This window comes from Roseovarius sp. YIN77, from assembly GCF_057219155.1.
This window is the reverse complement of the sequence record NZ_JBXVVI010000004.1, coordinates 118612-135095: the sequence shown is the minus strand read 5'-3', so window position 1 is coordinate 135095 and position 16484 is coordinate 118612. Positions and strand designations below refer to the sequence as shown.

Annotated in this window: 15 protein-coding genes and 1 pseudogene; 9 read left to right on the top strand and 7 right to left on the bottom strand. The window is 56.9% G+C overall.

The features are described 5' to 3' along the window. Positions 1–2: 2 nt before the first annotated feature. On the top strand, positions 3–752 hold the full coding sequence (locus tag AC2D8P_RS06780; RefSeq protein WP_484701516.1) for an ion transporter: 750 nt from the start codon (positions 3–5) through the stop codon (positions 750–752). Between the two features lies 1 nt (position 753). Further along, positions 754–1827: a BMP family ABC transporter substrate-binding protein gene (locus AC2D8P_RS06775; protein WP_484701515.1), complete on the top strand. Its 1074-nt coding sequence runs from the start codon at positions 754–756 to the stop codon at positions 1825–1827. Between the two features lie 79 nt (positions 1828–1906). Here the strand turns inward: AC2D8P_RS06775 and AC2D8P_RS06770 are convergent, their stop codons facing one another. Beyond that, a complete protein-coding gene (locus AC2D8P_RS06770) occupies positions 1907–2548 on the bottom strand; it encodes a Hint domain-containing protein (protein ID WP_484701514.1) in 642 nt (213 codons plus the stop codon). A 158-nt stretch (positions 2549–2706) separates the two neighbouring features. Beyond that, a complete protein-coding gene (locus tag AC2D8P_RS06765; RefSeq protein ID WP_484701513.1) occupies positions 2707–5214 on the bottom strand; it encodes a GcvT family protein in 2508 nt (835 codons plus the stop codon). A gap of 190 nt (positions 5215–5404) precedes the next feature. On the opposite strand from AC2D8P_RS06765, the gene panC reads away from it, so the two are divergent. After that, entirely contained in the window at positions 5405–6259 is an 855-nt protein-coding gene (gene panC / locus AC2D8P_RS06760; RefSeq protein WP_484701512.1) for a pantoate--beta-alanine ligase, read from the top strand. After that, entirely contained in the window at positions 6260–7069 is an 810-nt protein-coding gene (panB, locus tag AC2D8P_RS06755; protein ID WP_484701511.1) for a 3-methyl-2-oxobutanoate hydroxymethyltransferase, read from the top strand. It abuts the gene before it with no gap. Between the two features lie 30 nt (positions 7070–7099). Here the strand turns inward: panB and AC2D8P_RS06750 are convergent, their stop codons facing one another. The 4 genes and pseudogenes from AC2D8P_RS06750 to AC2D8P_RS06735 form a co-directional block, all read right to left on the bottom strand. After that, positions 7100–7414 carry a hypothetical protein gene (locus AC2D8P_RS06750; RefSeq protein WP_484701510.1) on the bottom strand — a complete coding sequence of 105 codons (315 nt, stop codon included), beginning with the start codon at positions 7412–7414 and terminating at the stop codon, positions 7100–7102. Continuing rightward, positions 7411–8676 carry an APC family permease gene (locus AC2D8P_RS06745; RefSeq protein WP_484701509.1) on the bottom strand — a complete coding sequence of 422 codons (1266 nt, stop codon included), beginning with the start codon at positions 8674–8676 and terminating at the stop codon, positions 7411–7413. Before AC2D8P_RS06745 ends, AC2D8P_RS06750 begins: the two co-directional genes overlap by 4 nt. Beyond that, a complete protein-coding gene (locus tag AC2D8P_RS06740; protein ID WP_484701508.1) occupies positions 8669–9025 on the bottom strand; it encodes a cupin domain-containing protein in 357 nt (118 codons plus the stop codon). The genes AC2D8P_RS06745 and AC2D8P_RS06740 overlap by 8 nt, the downstream gene beginning before the upstream one ends. Then, positions 9022–9774 (bottom strand): annotated as a pseudogene (locus tag AC2D8P_RS06735) (YqcI/YcgG family protein). Before AC2D8P_RS06735 ends, AC2D8P_RS06740 begins: the two are co-directional and overlap by 4 nt. A 138-nt stretch (positions 9775–9912) precedes the next feature. Between AC2D8P_RS06735 and AC2D8P_RS06730 the strand changes: the two are divergent. From AC2D8P_RS06730 to AC2D8P_RS06710, 5 genes are all read left to right on the top strand, one after another. Then, entirely contained in the window at positions 9913–10407 is a 495-nt protein-coding gene (locus AC2D8P_RS06730; RefSeq protein ID WP_484701507.1) for an Lrp/AsnC family transcriptional regulator, read from the top strand. A gap of 68 nt (positions 10408–10475) precedes the next feature. Beyond that, a complete protein-coding gene (locus AC2D8P_RS06725) occupies positions 10476–11549 on the top strand; it encodes an AI-2E family transporter (RefSeq protein ID WP_484701506.1) in 1074 nt (357 codons plus the stop codon). A gap of 4 nt (positions 11550–11553) precedes the next feature. After that, a complete protein-coding gene (locus AC2D8P_RS06720; protein WP_484701505.1) occupies positions 11554–12234 on the top strand; it encodes an HdaA/DnaA family protein in 681 nt (226 codons plus the stop codon). A gap of 40 nt (positions 12235–12274) precedes the next feature. Next, on the top strand, positions 12275–14458 hold the full coding sequence (locus AC2D8P_RS06715) for an RNA degradosome polyphosphate kinase (RefSeq protein ID WP_484701504.1): 2184 nt from the start codon (positions 12275–12277) through the stop codon (positions 14456–14458). Then, on the top strand, positions 14455–16017 hold the full coding sequence (locus AC2D8P_RS06710) for a Ppx/GppA family phosphatase (protein WP_484701503.1): 1563 nt from the start codon (positions 14455–14457) through the stop codon (positions 16015–16017). Before AC2D8P_RS06715 ends, AC2D8P_RS06710 begins: the two co-directional genes overlap by 4 nt. Positions 16018–16111: 94 nt before the next feature. On the opposite strand, the gene AC2D8P_RS06705 is transcribed toward AC2D8P_RS06710, so the two are convergent. After that, on the bottom strand, positions 16112–16459 hold the full coding sequence (locus AC2D8P_RS06705; RefSeq protein ID WP_484701502.1) for an AAA+ family ATPase: 348 nt from the start codon (positions 16457–16459) through the stop codon (positions 16112–16114). Between the last annotated feature and the right edge of the window lie 25 nt (positions 16460–16484).

Genomic DNA, 16484 nt, shown 5'->3' with positions numbered 1-16484 from the left:
GAGTGTCTCGAACCGACATAGTCAGCATTCTGGATGGTGCCCACCCCAACTGGGGGCCGGCGCCAGCCCTGTTTTTGCAAGGGCTTATCCTGCTGTCGGCCATCGCCATCGCGGTGGAAACCGTGCAAGGCATTCCGGCAGGGCTGTCACGGCTGCTATATGGCATCGAGTTTCTGCTTCTTGGGGTTTTCATTCTGGAATATCTGGTTCGGGTGATCTGTTCGCCGAAACCATTGCGATACATCTTCAGCTTTTGGGGGATCGTCGATCTGCTGGCCTGTGCCCCTGCGCTGGCCCTGCTGCAGCCGCAATGGCAGGTGATCCGCACATTGCGCCTGTTGCGGCTGGTGCGTCTGTTGAAACTGTTTCGCACCTCTGTCGCGCTCGATCGGTTGGGGCGCGCGCTGCAATTGGTCAAGGGGGAGCTGATCGTGTTCGGCATCCTGTCGGCGCTGATGCTCTATGTCTCTGCCGTGGGCATTTATCTGTTCGAACACGAGGCACAGCCAGAGGCGTTTTCGTCCATCCCGCAAAGCCTGTGGTGGGCCGTCGCGTCCTTTACCACAGTGGGCTATGGCGATCTTTACCCGATCACAACTGGTGGTCGGATATTCACAAGCCTCGTTTTATTCATCGGTCTGGGCATCGTTGCGGTGCCCTCAGCCATCATCACCACCGCGCTGGTCGAAACCCAAGGCACGGGCCTGCGCGACACTTCAAAATCACAATCCAATACAAAACTGGGAGAGTAGAATGAAACCACTCAAATCAATACTCACAGCCGCCGCGCTTAGCGTCGGTCTGGCTGGCACGGCCATGGCGCAAGATCCGCTGAAAGTCGGCTTTGTCTATGTCGGGCCGGTCGGCGATTTCGGTTGGTCATATGAGCACGATCAGGGCCGTCTAGCAGTTGAGGAGCACTTCGGCGATGCCGTTGAAACTTCTTACGTCGAAAGCGTACCGGAAGGCGCAGACGCCGAACGCATCATGACGCAAATGGCACTGTCCGGGCATGACCTGATCTTTACCACCTCTTTCGGCTACATGGATCCGACCATCAATGTTGCGGCCAAGTTTCCGAATGTGAAATTTGAACACGCCACCGGCTATAAGCGGTCTGACAACGTGTCCACCTATTCGGCGCGTTTTTATGAAGGCCGCGCCGTCATCGGCACGATCGCGGGTCGCATGACCCAAACCAACAAGATCGGTTACATCGCGTCCTTCCCGATCCCCGAAGTTATCCGTGGGATCAATTCGGCCTATCTGCACGCCAAAAAGGTGAACCCCGATGTCGAGTTTAAAATCGTCTGGGTCTACACTTGGTTTGATCCCGCGAAAGAGGCAGACGCCGCCAATGCGATGATCGAACAGGGCGTTGACGTGATCATGCAGCACACGGATTCCCCGGCTGCGATGACCATTGCCGAGGAACAGGGCATCATGGCCTTTGGTCAGGCCTCTGACATGGTTCAGTTCGGCCCAACGGCACGCCTGTCGTCAATCATCGACAACTGGGCGCCTTACTACGTGGCTCGGACCCAAGCCGTGATCGACGGTTCGTGGGAAAGCACCGATACATGGGACGGGATCGCCCCGGGTATGGTTGAAATCGGCCATTTCTCTGATCGCGTTCCTGCCGATGTTCAGGCAGAGGCTCAGGCCCTTGCTGATAGGCTCGCATCGGGCGAATACCACGCCTTTACCGGCCCGATCAACAAACAGGACGGTTCTGCCTGGCTGGCCGAGGGTGAGGTTGCTGATGATGGGACGCTGGCCACAATGGGCTTCTACATTGAAGGAGTCGAAGGCGAAATTCCGAACTGATATCATCTAATAAAACAATTAAAGCCCGCCTAGATGGCGGGCTTTTTCGTTGTGGTACACTTTGCGCTGCCTGTGGGTCTTAGACCTGATCGGGCAGATAGGCCTTGGACTTTGCCACCGGATGATTGACGGCGGGGAATGCCGCACGACGTGGGGAAAGGTTTGGAAACAGGTCCAACAATTCCTCACGCGTTTCAACATCCATCAGGGCGATGGTTTTGGGTGTGGGACGCAGGCTTTCGATTGGTAATCCGTCAACGCAGAAAACCTGATGATCCTCAAAAATCAAATTGTAATATGTGATTTCATCGTCGCTGCGATCCACATAGGCGGCATCGTTGGGGGCCGCGACGGCATCAATGCTCATCAGATAAGACATGTTATCCGCCACATCGGCAATCCGGTAGCCGGGGATCAGCGCCTTGTGGCCGGGCGCTATACGCAACGGGCGCGTCGGCATCATCGGCCCAATGGCACGCGGCGACAGGCAGATCGGCGCCAAATCCGGTGACTTGGCCAGTTCAACCGCGCTTACAATATGTTTCCAGATCATCTTGACCGGCTGAAGGCCATTATCACGGGTGACAATCAGATCGCCGGGGCGCACCATTTCAACGCGCCGCGCCCCAAAAGGCGTGCGCACATTCGCGCCGGTGCAGACACCGGTCAGCGTCCGGCGGTTGGGTTTTTCGGCGGCGGTGGGTTTGCCCATGTAGCTCATTCAACAATCCCGATCTGATTCTAGAATTGGTTAATGTTTCAGAAACAATGCGGCAGGATTGTGGAGGATCGGTGAAAACGCGGTGTTTTGTCCATAAAACCATAAGAAAAACCCCCGCAGATGCGGGGGTTTACTTGTTTTCCGATAATTTAATCGACTTACCCGTCGATGCGGATCACGGCGTTTTTCGGGTCATACGGGCTGTCGCAGGTGACGACTGCATCCCAGAGCTTGTCCTGAATCTTGACCTGCAGCTTGGTGCCTTCGACCGCTTGTTCAGGTTTGACATAGCCCATGCCGATCGATTTCTCAAACGCGACCGAATACCCGCCAGAGGTCAGACGACCAACGCGTTCGCCCTCGGGGGTGTAGAGCGCCTCGCGGCCCCATGGGTCGGCATCGGCCGGCCCGTCGATCAAAAGCGTGCAGCATTTCACCCGAATGCCGGTTTCCACCAGTTTATCCTTGCCGTGGAATTCTTTTTCAAGATCGACAAAGCGCGGCAGGTCAGCCTCTAGCGGGGTCGCATCGCGGCCCAGTTCGGTGCCAAAGGCGCGATAGGATTTTTCCTGACGCAGCCAGTTTTGGGCCCGTGATCCAACCAGTTTCATGCCATGCTTTTCACCAGCTTTTTCCAGAAGGTCAAAGAGGTAATTCTGCATCTCGATCGGGTGATGCAGCTCCCATCCCAGTTCCCCGGTATAGGCCACACGGATCGCATTCACCGGGCACATGCCCAGCTCGATCTGCTTGGCCGACAGCCATGGGAAACGCTTGTTGGACAGGGCGGTTGCCGGATCGGCGTCGTTGATCACCTCTTTCAGAACATCGCGTGACTTCGGGCCTGCGATGGCGAAAACACCCCATTGCGTGGTCACATCCTGAATTTCGATGTAACCGAACTCATCCATCTTATCCTCTGCCGCCTTGCGCATGAAGTCGGCATCATATTCCGTCCAGGCACCGGCAGAGACGCAGTAATAGCTGTTTTCGCCCGCCCGCACGATGGTGTATTCCGTGCGGGTCGTGCCATGGCTGGTCAGCGCATATGTCAGGTTGATCCGGCCAACGCGTGGCAGCTTGTTACAGGTGAACCAGTCCAAAAACGCGGTCGCGCCGGGGCCTTTGACGACATGTTTGGTAAAGGCGGTCGCATCGATCAGGCCAACGCCCTCGCGCACCGCTTTGGCCTCTTCCACGGCATATTCCCACCAACCGCCACGGCGGAAGGAACGGCTGTCGTGGTCAAAGTTTTCAGGCGCATCAACGGGGGCGAAATAGTTCGGGCGTTCCCAACCATTGACCCAGCCAAACTGTGCGCCGCGTGCTTTCTGGCGGTCGTACGCGGGGGCAGTCCGCAACGGACGGCAGGCGGCACGCTCTTCATCCGGATGGTGCAGGATGTAGACGTGCTCATAGCACTCTTCGTTCTTGCGGGCGGCGAATTCGGTGGTCATCCAGTTGCTGCTGTACCGTTTCGGGTCGAGCGAGGCCATGTCGATCTCTGCCTCGCCATCAACCATCATCTGAGCGAGGTAGTAACCGGTGCCGCCAGCCGCTGTGATCCCAAAGGAGAAACCCTCTGCCAGCCACATGTTGCGCAGGCCCGGGGCTGGACCAACCAGCGGGTTGCCATCGGGAGTGTAACAGATCGGGCCGTTGAAATCATCTTTCAGGCCGCTTTCAGCGCAGGATGGAACGCGTTCGGCCATCGCCATGTACTGATCGGCAATCCGGTCCAGATCCAGCGGGAACAGGTCTGCGCGGAAGCTGTCCGGCACACCATGTTCAAATTGCGCTGGTGCTCCATGTTCATAGATACCCAGGATCCAGCCGCCGCGTTCCTCGCGGGCGTAGGATTCGTTGTCGGCGTCACGCACAACGGGGTGTTCTGGGTTGCCAGCCTCGCGCCATTTGACCAGCTCTGGGTCTTTGTCCATGACGATGAAGGTGTGTTCGACCGGGATCGCCGGCATCTTGATGCCCAGCATCTTGGCGGTACGTTGGGCATGGTTACCTGATGCGGTCACGACATGTTCGGCGGTGATCACCACCTGTTCGTCGGTGGGAACAAGGTTGCCGCCCTTTTCCGCCATCACGGTGCAGGTGACTTCCCAATGGGTGCCATTCCAGTGGAAGGCATCGGCCTGCATCTTGCGCACGATCTCAACCCCGCGCTGACGGGCACCTTTGGCCATCGCCTGAGTGACGTCGGCCGGGTTAATATAGCCATCTTCGGTGTGATAGATCGCCCCTTTCAGGTCAGAGGTTTCAATCAGTGGCCAGCGTTCTTTGATTTGATCCGGGGTCAGCCACTCATAGGCAACATCACAAGTTTCAGCAGTGGACGCATAGAGCATGTATTCATCCATACGTTCCTGCGTCTGGGCCATACGCAGGTTGCCCACGACGGCAAAGCCTGCATTCAGGCCGGTTTCTTCTTCAAGCTGCTTGTAGAAATCGACCGAATATTTGTGAATATGGGTCGTCGCGTAAGACATGTTGAACAGGGGCAAGAGGCCAGCAGCGTGCCAGGTCGAACCGGATGTCAATTCATCCCGTTCGATCAGCATCACATCATCCCAGCCGGCCTTGGCCAGGTGATAGGCGATAGAGGTGCCCACCGCACCGCCACCAACAACAAGGGCTTTTACATCGGTCTTCATTTTGCGACTCTCTTTGAGAATAAAGTTGGCGCTAATCTGGCCTAAATTGACGCGTTATTCAAAAGCCATCCGACCCAAAGACGCGCAAAACCGACTTCGTGCCAGTCTGGGGACGACAAGAAGGGTAAAATCTTTTTGCAGTTGCAGCATAAACTTGCGATATACAGAGCCAAACGACCGGAGCCACAGAATGCAGCTGTGCCACAGCATTGATGAAATTCAACGCGCCGTCGCCGATCTGCGGTCTGATGGGGGGCGGGTGGCATTGGTGCCCACAATGGGCGCGCTGCATGCCGGGCATATGGCACTGGTGAACTATGCCAAACATCATGCAGACCATGTGGTGGCGACGATTTTCGTGAACCCGACCCAGTTTGGAAACCCCGAAGATCTGGAAAAATACCCGCGCACGCTTAACGATGATCTGGCACAGCTTCGCGCCGCCGGGGTTAAGGCCGTCTTTGCGCCGGAACCGTCCGCGATTTATCCCGATGGCGCAGAGACCATCGTTGAAACCACGCGACTGGCCAATATGCTGCACGGGCTGGTGCGCCCCGGGCATTTTCGCGGTGTGACCACGGTGGTGAACAAGCTTTTCAACATCATCCGCCCTGATGCCGCCTGTTTTGGCGAGAAGGATTATCAGCAATTGGTGGTGATCCGGCAGATGGTTCGTGACCTGTTCATGGGGATCGATATTATCGGCGTGCCCACCCAACGCGAAGCGGACGGTTTGGCCATGTCATCGCGCAACGTCCGGCTGACACCCGAAGATCGCGCCGCCGCGGTTGTCTTGTCACAGTCACTGGCGCTGGCGGAGGGCTTGGTGCGCCAAGGCACCACGGTTGAGGCGCTGAAACAAGCCGTCGAGGATCATATCCGATCTGAACCCCGTGCCAATCTGAAAGCGGTTGATATCACCGCCCAAGACCTGACAGAAGTCAGCGGCGCTATCACCCGCCCCATCGCCCTGATGATTTCCGCTGAGTTTGGCGATATATTATTGATAGATCAGCGTGTTACCTCCCCCGGAAAGGAGAGTTAAATGTCCGCACAGAAAGAAATTCGCCGGATCACAGTCCCACAACTGGCCGCGCGCAAGGGAGGGGAGCCGATCGTATCGCTCACCTCTTACCATGCCCATACGGCGGCAATTGTCGACAAATATGCCGATTTCATTTTGGTGGGCGACAGCCTGGGTATGGTCATGCATGGTATGGATTCGACCGTCGGCGTGCCGCTCGATCTGATGATCATGCATGGCAAGGCGGTGGTGCGTGGCACCCAACGCGCGTTGGTCGTGGTGGATATGCCCTTTGGCTCGTATGAGGAAAGCCCGAATATGGCCTTTCGCAATGCCGCCAAGATCATGAAAGAAACCCAATGTGGCGCGGTCAAGCTGGAAGGTGGGGCGCGCATGGCCGAAACCATCCGCTTCCTGACTGAGCGTGGCATCCCAGTGATGGCGCATATCGGCCTGACCCCGCAATCCAGCCACGTGATGGGCGGGTTCAAGACCCAAGGTCGCGAGGAAGACAGCTGGCCCCTGCATGAGGCCGACGCCAAGGCCGTGTCGGACGCCGGTGCTTTTGCCGTAGTGCTGGAAGGGATGGTAGAACCTCTGGCTGCCCGGATCACCAAGCAGATTGGCATTCCCACGATCGGGATCGGGGCCTCTGCCGATTGTGACGGTCAGATTTTGGTGCTGGAGGATATGCTGGGCCTGAACAAGCGCCCGCCAAAATTCGTCAAGGTCTACGGCCAACTGGGTCCGATGATCGAACAGGCCGTATCAGACTATGCCGAAGAGGTGCGCAATCGCAGCTTCCCGGGGGAGGATCAACTTTATCGCTGATCCCCGTTACCCTCGTCTGCAAACGCCTGATTAGGCGGATGCGCGATCGATGCTTTGCTGACGAAACATCTCTTCGGCGATGAACAGCAGCTGATCACGATCCTCATCCTCCAGATCGCTGGCGATGGCCAGAAGGCTGCCCAACTGCGGGTCCTGCCGCAATTCAACAAAGGTCTGAACAATGTCGGCGTCATGACATTGCAGAATTTGCCGAATAAACGCGGCAACCACCGAAAGCTGCGCCTCGCTCAGGCATGACACCTGATGAAGAACTTCCTGCGTCCCCCGCGGTTTTATCGCGTTTCTGGCGAAGGGGAGTTTTGCAACATTGTTATATGTGGTCATGAACGTGTTTCCGTAGCAAGAGAATTACCAAAGCGTTTTCCGTATGTTAACAAGGCAGCCACCAGGATCAGCATGGCCGGATACCAGGCATCTGACACACCGCGCGCCACGATCAGCCCGACAACCAGGATCATCCCCATCGACCCCAGCAATCGCGCTGCCATATGGTCTGACAGCCGCATCAGCACCAGCGCTGCGGCGGCATATAAGATCAGAAAATTCTGTCCTGCCGTCGCCAAAAGGGCGCCCAGATCAAACAATCCGGCCCAGGCCGCACACAGAACCAGCAAAAGCGCACTGACCGTCAGCCGAATGGCGTTTCGCGGCAGGCCGCCTTGCAGATCGGCGATGGGGGTGGGCAGCAATCCCTCTTGTGCTGCAGACCAGATCATCCGGGACACCGCCCAGATCGCCGCCGACAGGTTGGCCCAGATCAGCAGGACCGATATCAACCCGATCGCGATGGTTCCCGCTGGCCCATATTCCTGTCCGAACATCGCGGCGAACGGGGCCTCATACATGCCAGACAGGTTGGCGGATTGAACAACCGCTGCGAGAACGCCGTAAAGCCCAACCGCGATCGCAAAGGACAGTAAGATTGCCAGCGGCACGTTTCGGTTAGGGTTCTTGAACTCTCCGCTCAAATTGGCGCCAACCTCCCACCCGGTGAAGGCAAAAAAGACCATCATGAAACCGGCCAGAAACAGCTTTCGTTCCAGAAAATCGATTGGTTCGGGTATCAACGCGCCGATGTCGGGTTTTGTGATCGTCCAACCAACCACGGCGATCATCACCAGAATGATCAATAGGACCGAGGCCAGCACGGTGTTGATCTGCGCCGCCCGTTCCGCCGAGATCAGATTGACACCCACCGCCGCCAAAAGCAGCAGCACTGCCAACAGATGCGGGGACAGGCCCAGCATCGCCGCCGCATAGTGGCCACCCGTCAGGGCGATCGCAGGCAGGCCAAAAATCACCGCCCCCAGAAACAGAAACGTCGCTGACACATAGCCGAAATCGCCAAAGGCGCGCTTCAGAATCGCGGCCAGACCCCCGGAATTGGGATATTTGCGCCCCAATACGGCAAAAATGATCAAGAGCGGCGCCGCCGCCGCTGCACAGGCCAACCAGATCAGAAATGCCCCATCCCCCGCGGCCTGCACCGCAAGACCGGGCAGGGTTAATAACCCTGCCCCCAGAACAATGTTCAACAGCATCGCGGTCCCGCGCCATACGGTTAAGGTTTGCCTGAGCTCAGTCACGGCGTGGCAAGCTCGCTTGATGGAACGCGATCAGATAGGTCGCCCCGTGATCCAGGGCAATGGATCCGTGCTGCATCCCGGCGGGTAGGGAAATGACCGTGCCTTTGCCGCAAATCTGTTCACCCTGATCCCAGTAAAACCGAACGGTGCCATCCAGGATCACCAATGTTTCATCCGAATCGTGATGATGCCAGGCGTGTTCCTTGCCCGGAACATCGCGCTGCACCTCGATACAGCCCTGATCCGGCAACAGCTGTTCGACCAATGGGCGCAGATCGGCTGTGTCAATCCGGGTGGTGAAAATCCGAAAGTCGTTATCGGCATCTATGGTGCTGTGGTCCAGGCTCATGCGACCTCTCCTTTGTCATCTTTCTCAATTTCGGGGGTGATGCCCAGTTGATGGAACGGGCATATTGGGGTCTCGTTGCTATCGCCCAGAAAATACTGTTGAAATTCACGATTTTCGGTATCACCGAACTGGCCCAGATAGGGGGCCGGATCGATGGCATCGAACATTTCCAGCCGATCACGAACCAGATCAAGGGCCCGCGCCTGTGCTGGATCAGTCTTGTCCATGATCCCGTCAAACACCCAGCGCGGCTGGAACGTGATCATAAAGGCCGTGGACCGGCGGCTTTGGCGCAGAACATGGGCAGGGGTGTTGCAAACCACAAAGATCGGCTCCCCGGCAAAGCAGAATTCCCATTTATCGCTGTCCAGATCGCGGGCGATATCCGTTGGGCGGGGGGTGTCGTCCAGTCGTTCCAGATCATCCAGGATCGACCAGAACTTGTTGCGATAATCCTCGATCCCGCGAACCGGGCCAGGGCGGGCGAACAAAACCAGAGAGGTCATGCGCCCGAACTAGCGGGCCTGCGACAGATAACTGCGCAACACTGGCGCGATTTCCTCTGCGTTGAACGGATCAAGAAACGCAAACCGCAATTGGTCGGCTTTAAATCCCGTCACGCCAAAAACACATGGAAATGGTCTGGATTTACTGGTTAAAGTAGCCTCAAACTCTGAAAACAAGATACGACGCCAGTCAGAACCGGCAAAAGAATTTGGAATTTCTTCACGCTTTAACAATTTTTGCATATTATCAGCCCCTATTTCGATAAGATGAAATCTGATCTAGTTTTGACAAAAGATCAGGCTTTCGAATTGAAGATTCTTCTTCGTTTCGAAGAAAAACACACCTATAAGATGATCAATCACAGGTAGAATGGAAGATTCATGCTGAATCCGACGGAAAAAAAGATTCTGGAATTGCTTCGGGAAAACAGCCGCCGGTCCTTGACCGAAATCGGCGCGATTGTGGGATTGTCCCGCCCGACCGTGCGCCATCACATCGACAAACTGTCCGCCAAGGGCATCATTCGCCGTTTCACCATCGAGATCGATCACCCCGACATCGAAGTTCCCCAAGGCGTGCGGGCACTGTTTGACCTGCGTCTGCGCCGCAATGTCTGTGGCAAGGTGTTTTCGTCGATTGCTGGCTGGAGCGAGCTGGTATCGTGCTGGTCCACATCCGGGTCGACCGATATGCGGGTTTTGGTTGAGGCTGCTGATCAGACCATTATCGAGGGGCTGCGCGACCGGCTGGCCCGACATCCAGAGGTCGCCTCGCTGACCACCACGATGATCCTGAAAACCTGGTGTGAACGCATTTCCGGCATCCATGAGACCACACCAGAGGACTATGTCATCTCACGCCGCGACGCCACCTAAGACAGGCCTCAAGCCTTGCATCGCAGGGCAACTTCGGTCAAGACAATCAGGCGAAGCACGAGGATCAGATGGCGTTACCAGTTCAGCATCAAATGAAATATTGGGGCATTGCGACAGCGGTGTTTTTGCTGGCGCTGTGGTATCTGGGGCAGGTGATCATGCCGTTTTTGCTGGGCGGGGCGATTGCCTATTTTCTGGATCCGGTCGCGGACCGGTTAGAACGGATGGGATGCACCCGCGTCGTGGCCACCGCGATTATAACTCTGGTCGCCGTGCTGATTTTTATCATCATGGCGCTGATGATTGTGCCGACATTGGTCCAGCAATCGATTGCGCTGGTCGGGGCGGCGCCGGAACTCTTCGGTAAGCTCCAAGCCTTTTTGACGGAACGGATTCCGGCATTGATGGATGAAAACTCTTCGCTACGTCAATCGCTGGACAGTCTGGGCAAGGCGATTGAGGGCAAAGGCGGTGAGTTTCTGAACGGGTTGATCAATTCGGCGCTGAGCATCGTGAACGTTATCGTTTTACTCGTCATTACGCCAGTTGTGGCATTTTACCTGTTGCTGGATTGGGACCGGATGGTCGCACGTATCGACAGCCTGCTGCCGCGGGATCATGCCCCGATGATCCGCCAAGTGGCCGCGGATATTGATCGGACCATGGCCTCTTTCCTGCGCGGACAGGGAACCGTGTGCCTGATCCTGGGCACGTTTTACGCCATTTCGCTGATGTTGGTTGGCCTGAATTTCGGGCTGGTTGCCGGGTTTATTGCAGGGGCGCTGACCTTTATCCCCTATGTCGGTGCGCTGGTTGGTGGGGCGCTTGCGATCGGGCTCGCGCTCTTTCAGTTCTGGGGCGAATGGTGGTCCATCGGTCTGGTGGTGGGAATATTCGCTGTCGGACAGGTGTTGGAAGGCAATGTGATCACCCCCAAACTGGTGGGATCAAGCGTGGGTCTGCATCCGGTCTGGCTGATCTTTGCCCTATCGGCCTTTGGCACATTGTTCGGCTTTGTCGGCATGTTGGTGGCAGTGCCGGTTGCTGCCGCGATTGGTGTCATCACCCGCTTTCTGGTTGCCGAATATAAACGTGGTCGGCTGTATCTGGGCGTTGCGGGCCGCGATCAAGATCCGGAATAGTCCTATGGCAGAACAGTTGATTTTTGACCTGCCGGCGAGGCCCGCGCTGGGACGAGAGGATTTCTTTGTCTCAGACGGGAACGCGGTTGCCGTGGCCACATTGGCGGCGGTTGATAATTGGCCCCTGTCCAAGCAATTACTGATCGGCGAAGACGGCAGCGGCAAAACTCATCTGGCCCATGTTTGGGCCGCGGAAACCGGTGCGCGGATCCTGTCCGCCAGCGATTTGCACGGGCAAGACATGTCCGACCCCCAGACCCCGATCGTGGTCGAAGATGCCGACCGGATCGCGGCGCGACCAGACGATGAGGTCGCGCTCTTTCATCTGCACAATGTGATGTTGGAACGGCGGCTGCCACTTCTGGTGACCGCGCGTTCGGCACCGCGCGACTGGGGCCTTACCCTGCCCGATCTGGCCAGCCGAATGCAGGGCACGTCGGTGGTGCAGCTTCCAGCCCCTGATGAGCAGCTTTTGGGTGTCGTCATGCTAAAACTTTTTGCCGACCGGCAATTGCAGGTGGCCCCCAATCTGGTGGAATATCTGCTGCGCCGCATGGATCGCAGTTTCGCCGCAGCCCGTCAGTTGGTGGAGGAATTGGACCGTGCCGCCCTTACCCAAAACCGCGCAGTAACACGCCCTTTGGCGCGTGCAGTTCTGGACAAGCTCCATGAAGGTAACGCATAACGGTTACGCAGATGTCATGTGGGCAATTAATAAGGGCGATATGGTACAGACTGATTTTTTGACAGCACCATTCCCCGAACCCACGATGTTGCCACAGGCCGACATTCAGGGGCCCAAACGCTTTGTCAATCGGGAGCTTAGCTGGCTGGCCTTTAACTGGCGGGTGCTGGAAGAGGCCCGTAATCCGCGCGTCCCGCTGTTGGAACGGCTGCGGTTTTTGTCGATCTCTGCTACCAATCTGGATGAATTTTACACGGTGCGCGTTGCCGGTTTAAGGGAACTTGCGCAGGCCGGAAATCAAACCCCGGCGGCGGATGGCCTGACGGCGGCGCAACAGCTGATCCTGATCAATGCCGATGCCCGCAAGCTGATGGAAACCCAACAGCAAACCTGGGAACATCTGCAAAAAGAGATGGAGCAGTCAGAGATTTTCATTCTGAACCGCGACAACCTGACCGACGCGGACAAAGTGTTTCTGGAAGGGCATTTCCTATCGCAGGTCTTCCCAATTTTGACCCCGCTGGCGATCGATCCCGCGCACCCGTTTCCATTCATCCCCAATGCCGGTTTTGCCTTGGCCCTGCAACTGGAACGGATTTCCGACAAAAGGCCTCTGCAAGCCTTGCTGCCTGTTCCACAACAGGTTGACCGGTTCATCGCCCTGCCCTCGGACAATGGCAGCGACCGCTTCCTTCCGCTGGAGGAGCTGCTGCTTTTGCACCTGAACGCGCTGTTCCCCGGGTATAAAACCAAGGGATCATGTAACTTTCGGGTGCTGCGCGACAGCGATCTGGAGGTCGAGGACGAGGCCGAAGATCTGGTGCGCGAGTTTGAGGTCGCCCTGAAACGGCGCCGTCGGGGGCGTGTGATACGATTGAAGCTGTCAACCGGTGCGCCTGCAAAACTGCGCCGGTTGATCATGGAGGAACTGCCCGCCACGGAAACCGAGGTGGTCGAAATTGACGGGCTGATCGGTGTGGCGGATTTAAAAGAGCTGGTTCTGGACAGCCGCCACGATCTGCTGTGGCCGCCGTTTACACCCCGGGTGCCGGAACGGGTTCAGGACCATGACGGCGATATGTTTGCCGCGATCCAGCAAAAGGACATGCTGCTGCATCACCCCTATGAAACCTTTGACATGGTGGTGCGGTTTCTGACCCAGGCGGCCCGTGACCCGGATGTTGTCGCCATCAAACAGACGCTTTATCGCACATCGCATAAAAGCCCGATTGTCGAGGCGCTATGTGAGGCTGCAGAGGCTGGCAAATCCGTCACCGCGCTGGTGGAGTTGAAAGCGCGCTTTGACGAAGCTGCAAACATTCAGCAATCCCGGCATTTGGAACGGGCCGGGGCACATGTGGTCTATGGGTTTCTGAACTATAAAACCCATGCCAAAATCTCGACCGTTGTCCGGCGCGAGGGCACCAAACTTGTCACCTATACCCATTACGGTACTGGCAACTATCACCCGATCACCGCGCGGGTTTACACGGATCTGTCGCTTTTTACCTGTGATGCGGCATTGGGGCGTGATGCGACGCGAGTCTTTAACTATCTGTCGGGATATGCGCAGCCCGAATTTTTGGAAAACCTCGCCATATCCCCGATCACGCTGAAACCCAAGCTGCTGGAAATGATCAACGCCGAAGCGGCCCACGCGGAAAATGGCAAACCGGCAGAGATTTGGGCGAAGATGAATTCGCTAATCGACCCAGACATCATTGACGCACTTTACGCCGCAAGCGGCAAGGGCGTTAAAGTCAACCTGATCGTGCGCGGGATCTGCGGCCTGCGCCCCGGCATTCAGGGCCTGTCCGAAAACATCCGCGTCAAATCGATCGTTGGACGCTTTTTGGAACATTCCCGCATTGTGTGTTTCGGCAACGGCCATGGGTTGCCTTCGAAAAAGGCTCGGGTGTTCATGTCATCGGCAGATTGGATGGTGCGCAATATGGATCACCGTGTCGAAACCCTGGTCGAGGCCACCAACCCAACAGTTAAGGCACAGATCGTCAGCCAAATCATGGCCGCTAATCTGGCCGATCAGGCCCAAAGCTGGATCATGGGCCCGGATGGTAGTTTTACCCGACCAGATATTTCCGGCACCAACCGTCCGTTTAACTGCCACCGCTTTTTCATGGAAAACCCATCCCTGTCTGGCCGCGGATCGGCCGGGGCATCGGATGTTCCGCAACTCACCCATTCTGAAATAGAAACGCAATGACTGACGGCCAAGGCGACACACTGGAACATCTTTCAACAGATCCGTGGGATCCGTTTGACCGCCCCATTTTCGAGGACCCGTCGGCCCGTGCATTAGCCCGTGTCGGCGTTGTTGATATCGGATCGAACTCTGTCCGTCTGGTGGTGTTTGACGGGGCCGCACGCAGCCCCGCCTATTTCTTTAACGAAAAGATCATGTGTGCCCTTGGCGAAGGTTTGGCAGATACAGGTCATCTGAACCCCGAGGGGCGCAAACGCGCGCTGGAGGCGATCCGGCGCTTTCAACTTTTGGCCCGTGGCATGAATACTGGCGCCTTGACCGCCGTAGCCACCGCCGCAGTCCGCGAAGCGGTCGACGGGGCGGATTTCTGCGAACAGGTTCTGAAAGAAACCGGTCTGGTAATCCACGTCATTGATGGCCAGGAAGAGGCGCGCCTGTCTGCACAGGGCGTCTTGTTGGGCTGGCCCAATGCCGAGGGTCTGATCTGTGATATCGGTGGCGCCTCGATGGAGCTCGCCAGCATATCCGACGGCAAGGTTGGCGGTAGGGTCACCTCACCACTTGGGCCCCTGCGGTTAAAAACCGTAAAAGGTGGACAAAGCGGGTTGCAAAAGCACATTCGCAGAATTGTTAAAGAATTGGCGCAAGAACTGCCCCCCGATCACGGGCGCCTGTTTCTGGTGGGCGGATCGTGGCGGGCCTTTGCCCGGTTGGACATGGAACGACGGGATTATCCACTGAAGGTCCTGCATGAATATCGCATGACAACCAAATCAGTCGAAGCAACGTCAAACTATCTGGGGGCATACGAGCTGGAAGAGCTCAGTGCCCGCACCGGAACCTCGATGGCCCGGATGTCGTTGGTTCCTTATGCAACCTTGGTCCTGAACGAGTTGATCAAGGTGTATAAACCCCGCGATATCGCGGTGTCGTCTTATGGTATCCGCGAGGGGTTGCTGTATGAGCTGATGCCGGATCGCTTGCGCCGCCGCGACCCATTGCTGGAGGCTTGTCGGTTTTCCGAGGCAAAGGACGCGCGCCTGCCTGGTTTCGGCAAGGCGCTTTACACTTTCATCAAGCCGCTGTTTCCGGATCGGGATCCAGAACTGATCCGCCTGATCAAGGCGGCCTGTCTGCTTCATGATGTGACGTGGCGCGCCCATCCCGATTATCGGGCCGAGGTGTGTTTTGACAATGTGACCCGGGCCAATCTGGGCGGACTCAGGCATCGTGAACGGGTGTTTTTGGGATTGTCGCTGCTGCATCGCTATAAAAACAGCCGCGAAGGCAGCCGGTTTCAAAACCTGTTCGGCCTGCTGAGCGACGATCAGATTCAGCTGGCCGAAACCGTGGGCAAGGCGATGCGGTTCGGGGCGATGTTTTCCGTCGAAAACCCGGCCGCCATGGCTGAACTGAAATACATCCCCAAAGAACAGGTTTTGTTGTTGAAACTGTCCAGCGGGGCCGCGCCCCTATTTGGCGAAGTGGCACAAACGCGCCTTGCCTCTTTGGCCCGATCGATGAAGGCCGAGACCCGGGTCGAAACGTTGTTGTTATAGCTGAATCAGGGGCGTTGCCCCTCTTGCCCCGCCAGTGCGGGGCAATTCACACCAAGGCATTTCGGGCGAAAGGCAGGCCTGAGAATTCGGGTGCTCAGAGATCAATCTCTGCCTCAGGATCCTGACCAGGGGGTTCGACCATCAACGGGATTTTCCGCCGGATGATAATGTCACCATTGGGTAGAACTTCGGGCAGGTGATAAGCAGACAGATCGCCAATCATGGCGCGCAGTTCTTCCATCACCGGGCTTAGATCCTCTGCCATCTGATCCAGTTCGGTCAGCGCATCTTCCATGCCCTCCATCAACTGGCGCATGATCAGTTTGCTGCCCTCTTCGATCAGGTCGAGCCCCTCTTGCGTGTCGTCTTGCGGATCGTCCTGCGCGGCGGCGGGCGTCAGGCTGAGGCAAAAGGCGCAGAGAACAAGAGCAAAAGGTTTCATGCAGGCAATATAGGCGTAGAGCGCA

Bases quoted from the DNA above. Each gene is read 5' to 3' on its own strand.
- AC2D8P_RS06715 (WP_484701504.1), top strand. From the start codon at position 12,275: ATGGTACAGACTGATTTTTTGACAGCACCATTCCCCGAACCCACGATG.
- AC2D8P_RS06705 (WP_484701502.1), bottom strand. From the start codon at position 16,459: ATGAAACCTTTTGCTCTTGTTCTCTGCGCCTTTTGCCTCAGCCTGACG.
- AC2D8P_RS06775 (WP_484701515.1), top strand. From the start codon at position 754: ATGAAACCACTCAAATCAATACTCACAGCCGCCGCGCTTAGCGTCGGT.
- AC2D8P_RS06770 (WP_484701514.1), bottom strand. From the start codon at position 2,548: ATGAGCTACATGGGCAAACCCACCGCCGCCGAAAAACCCAACCGCCGG.
- panC (WP_484701512.1), top strand. From the start codon at position 5,405: ATGCAGCTGTGCCACAGCATTGATGAAATTCAACGCGCCGTCGCCGAT.
- AC2D8P_RS06740 (WP_484701508.1), bottom strand. From the start codon at position 9,025: ATGAGCCTGGACCACAGCACCATAGATGCCGATAACGACTTTCGGATT.
- AC2D8P_RS06730 (WP_484701507.1), top strand. From the start codon at position 9,913: ATGCTGAATCCGACGGAAAAAAAGATTCTGGAATTGCTTCGGGAAAAC.
- panB (WP_484701511.1), top strand. From the start codon at position 6,260: ATGTCCGCACAGAAAGAAATTCGCCGGATCACAGTCCCACAACTGGCC.
- AC2D8P_RS06720 (WP_484701505.1), top strand. From the start codon at position 11,554: ATGGCAGAACAGTTGATTTTTGACCTGCCGGCGAGGCCCGCGCTGGGA.
- AC2D8P_RS06725 (WP_484701506.1), top strand. From the start codon at position 10,476: ATGGCGTTACCAGTTCAGCATCAAATGAAATATTGGGGCATTGCGACA.
- AC2D8P_RS06710 (WP_484701503.1), top strand. From the start codon at position 14,455: ATGACTGACGGCCAAGGCGACACACTGGAACATCTTTCAACAGATCCG.
- AC2D8P_RS06765 (WP_484701513.1), bottom strand. From the start codon at position 5,214: ATGAAGACCGATGTAAAAGCCCTTGTTGTTGGTGGCGGTGCGGTGGGC.
- AC2D8P_RS06750 (WP_484701510.1), bottom strand. From the start codon at position 7,414: ATGACCACATATAACAATGTTGCAAAACTCCCCTTCGCCAGAAACGCG.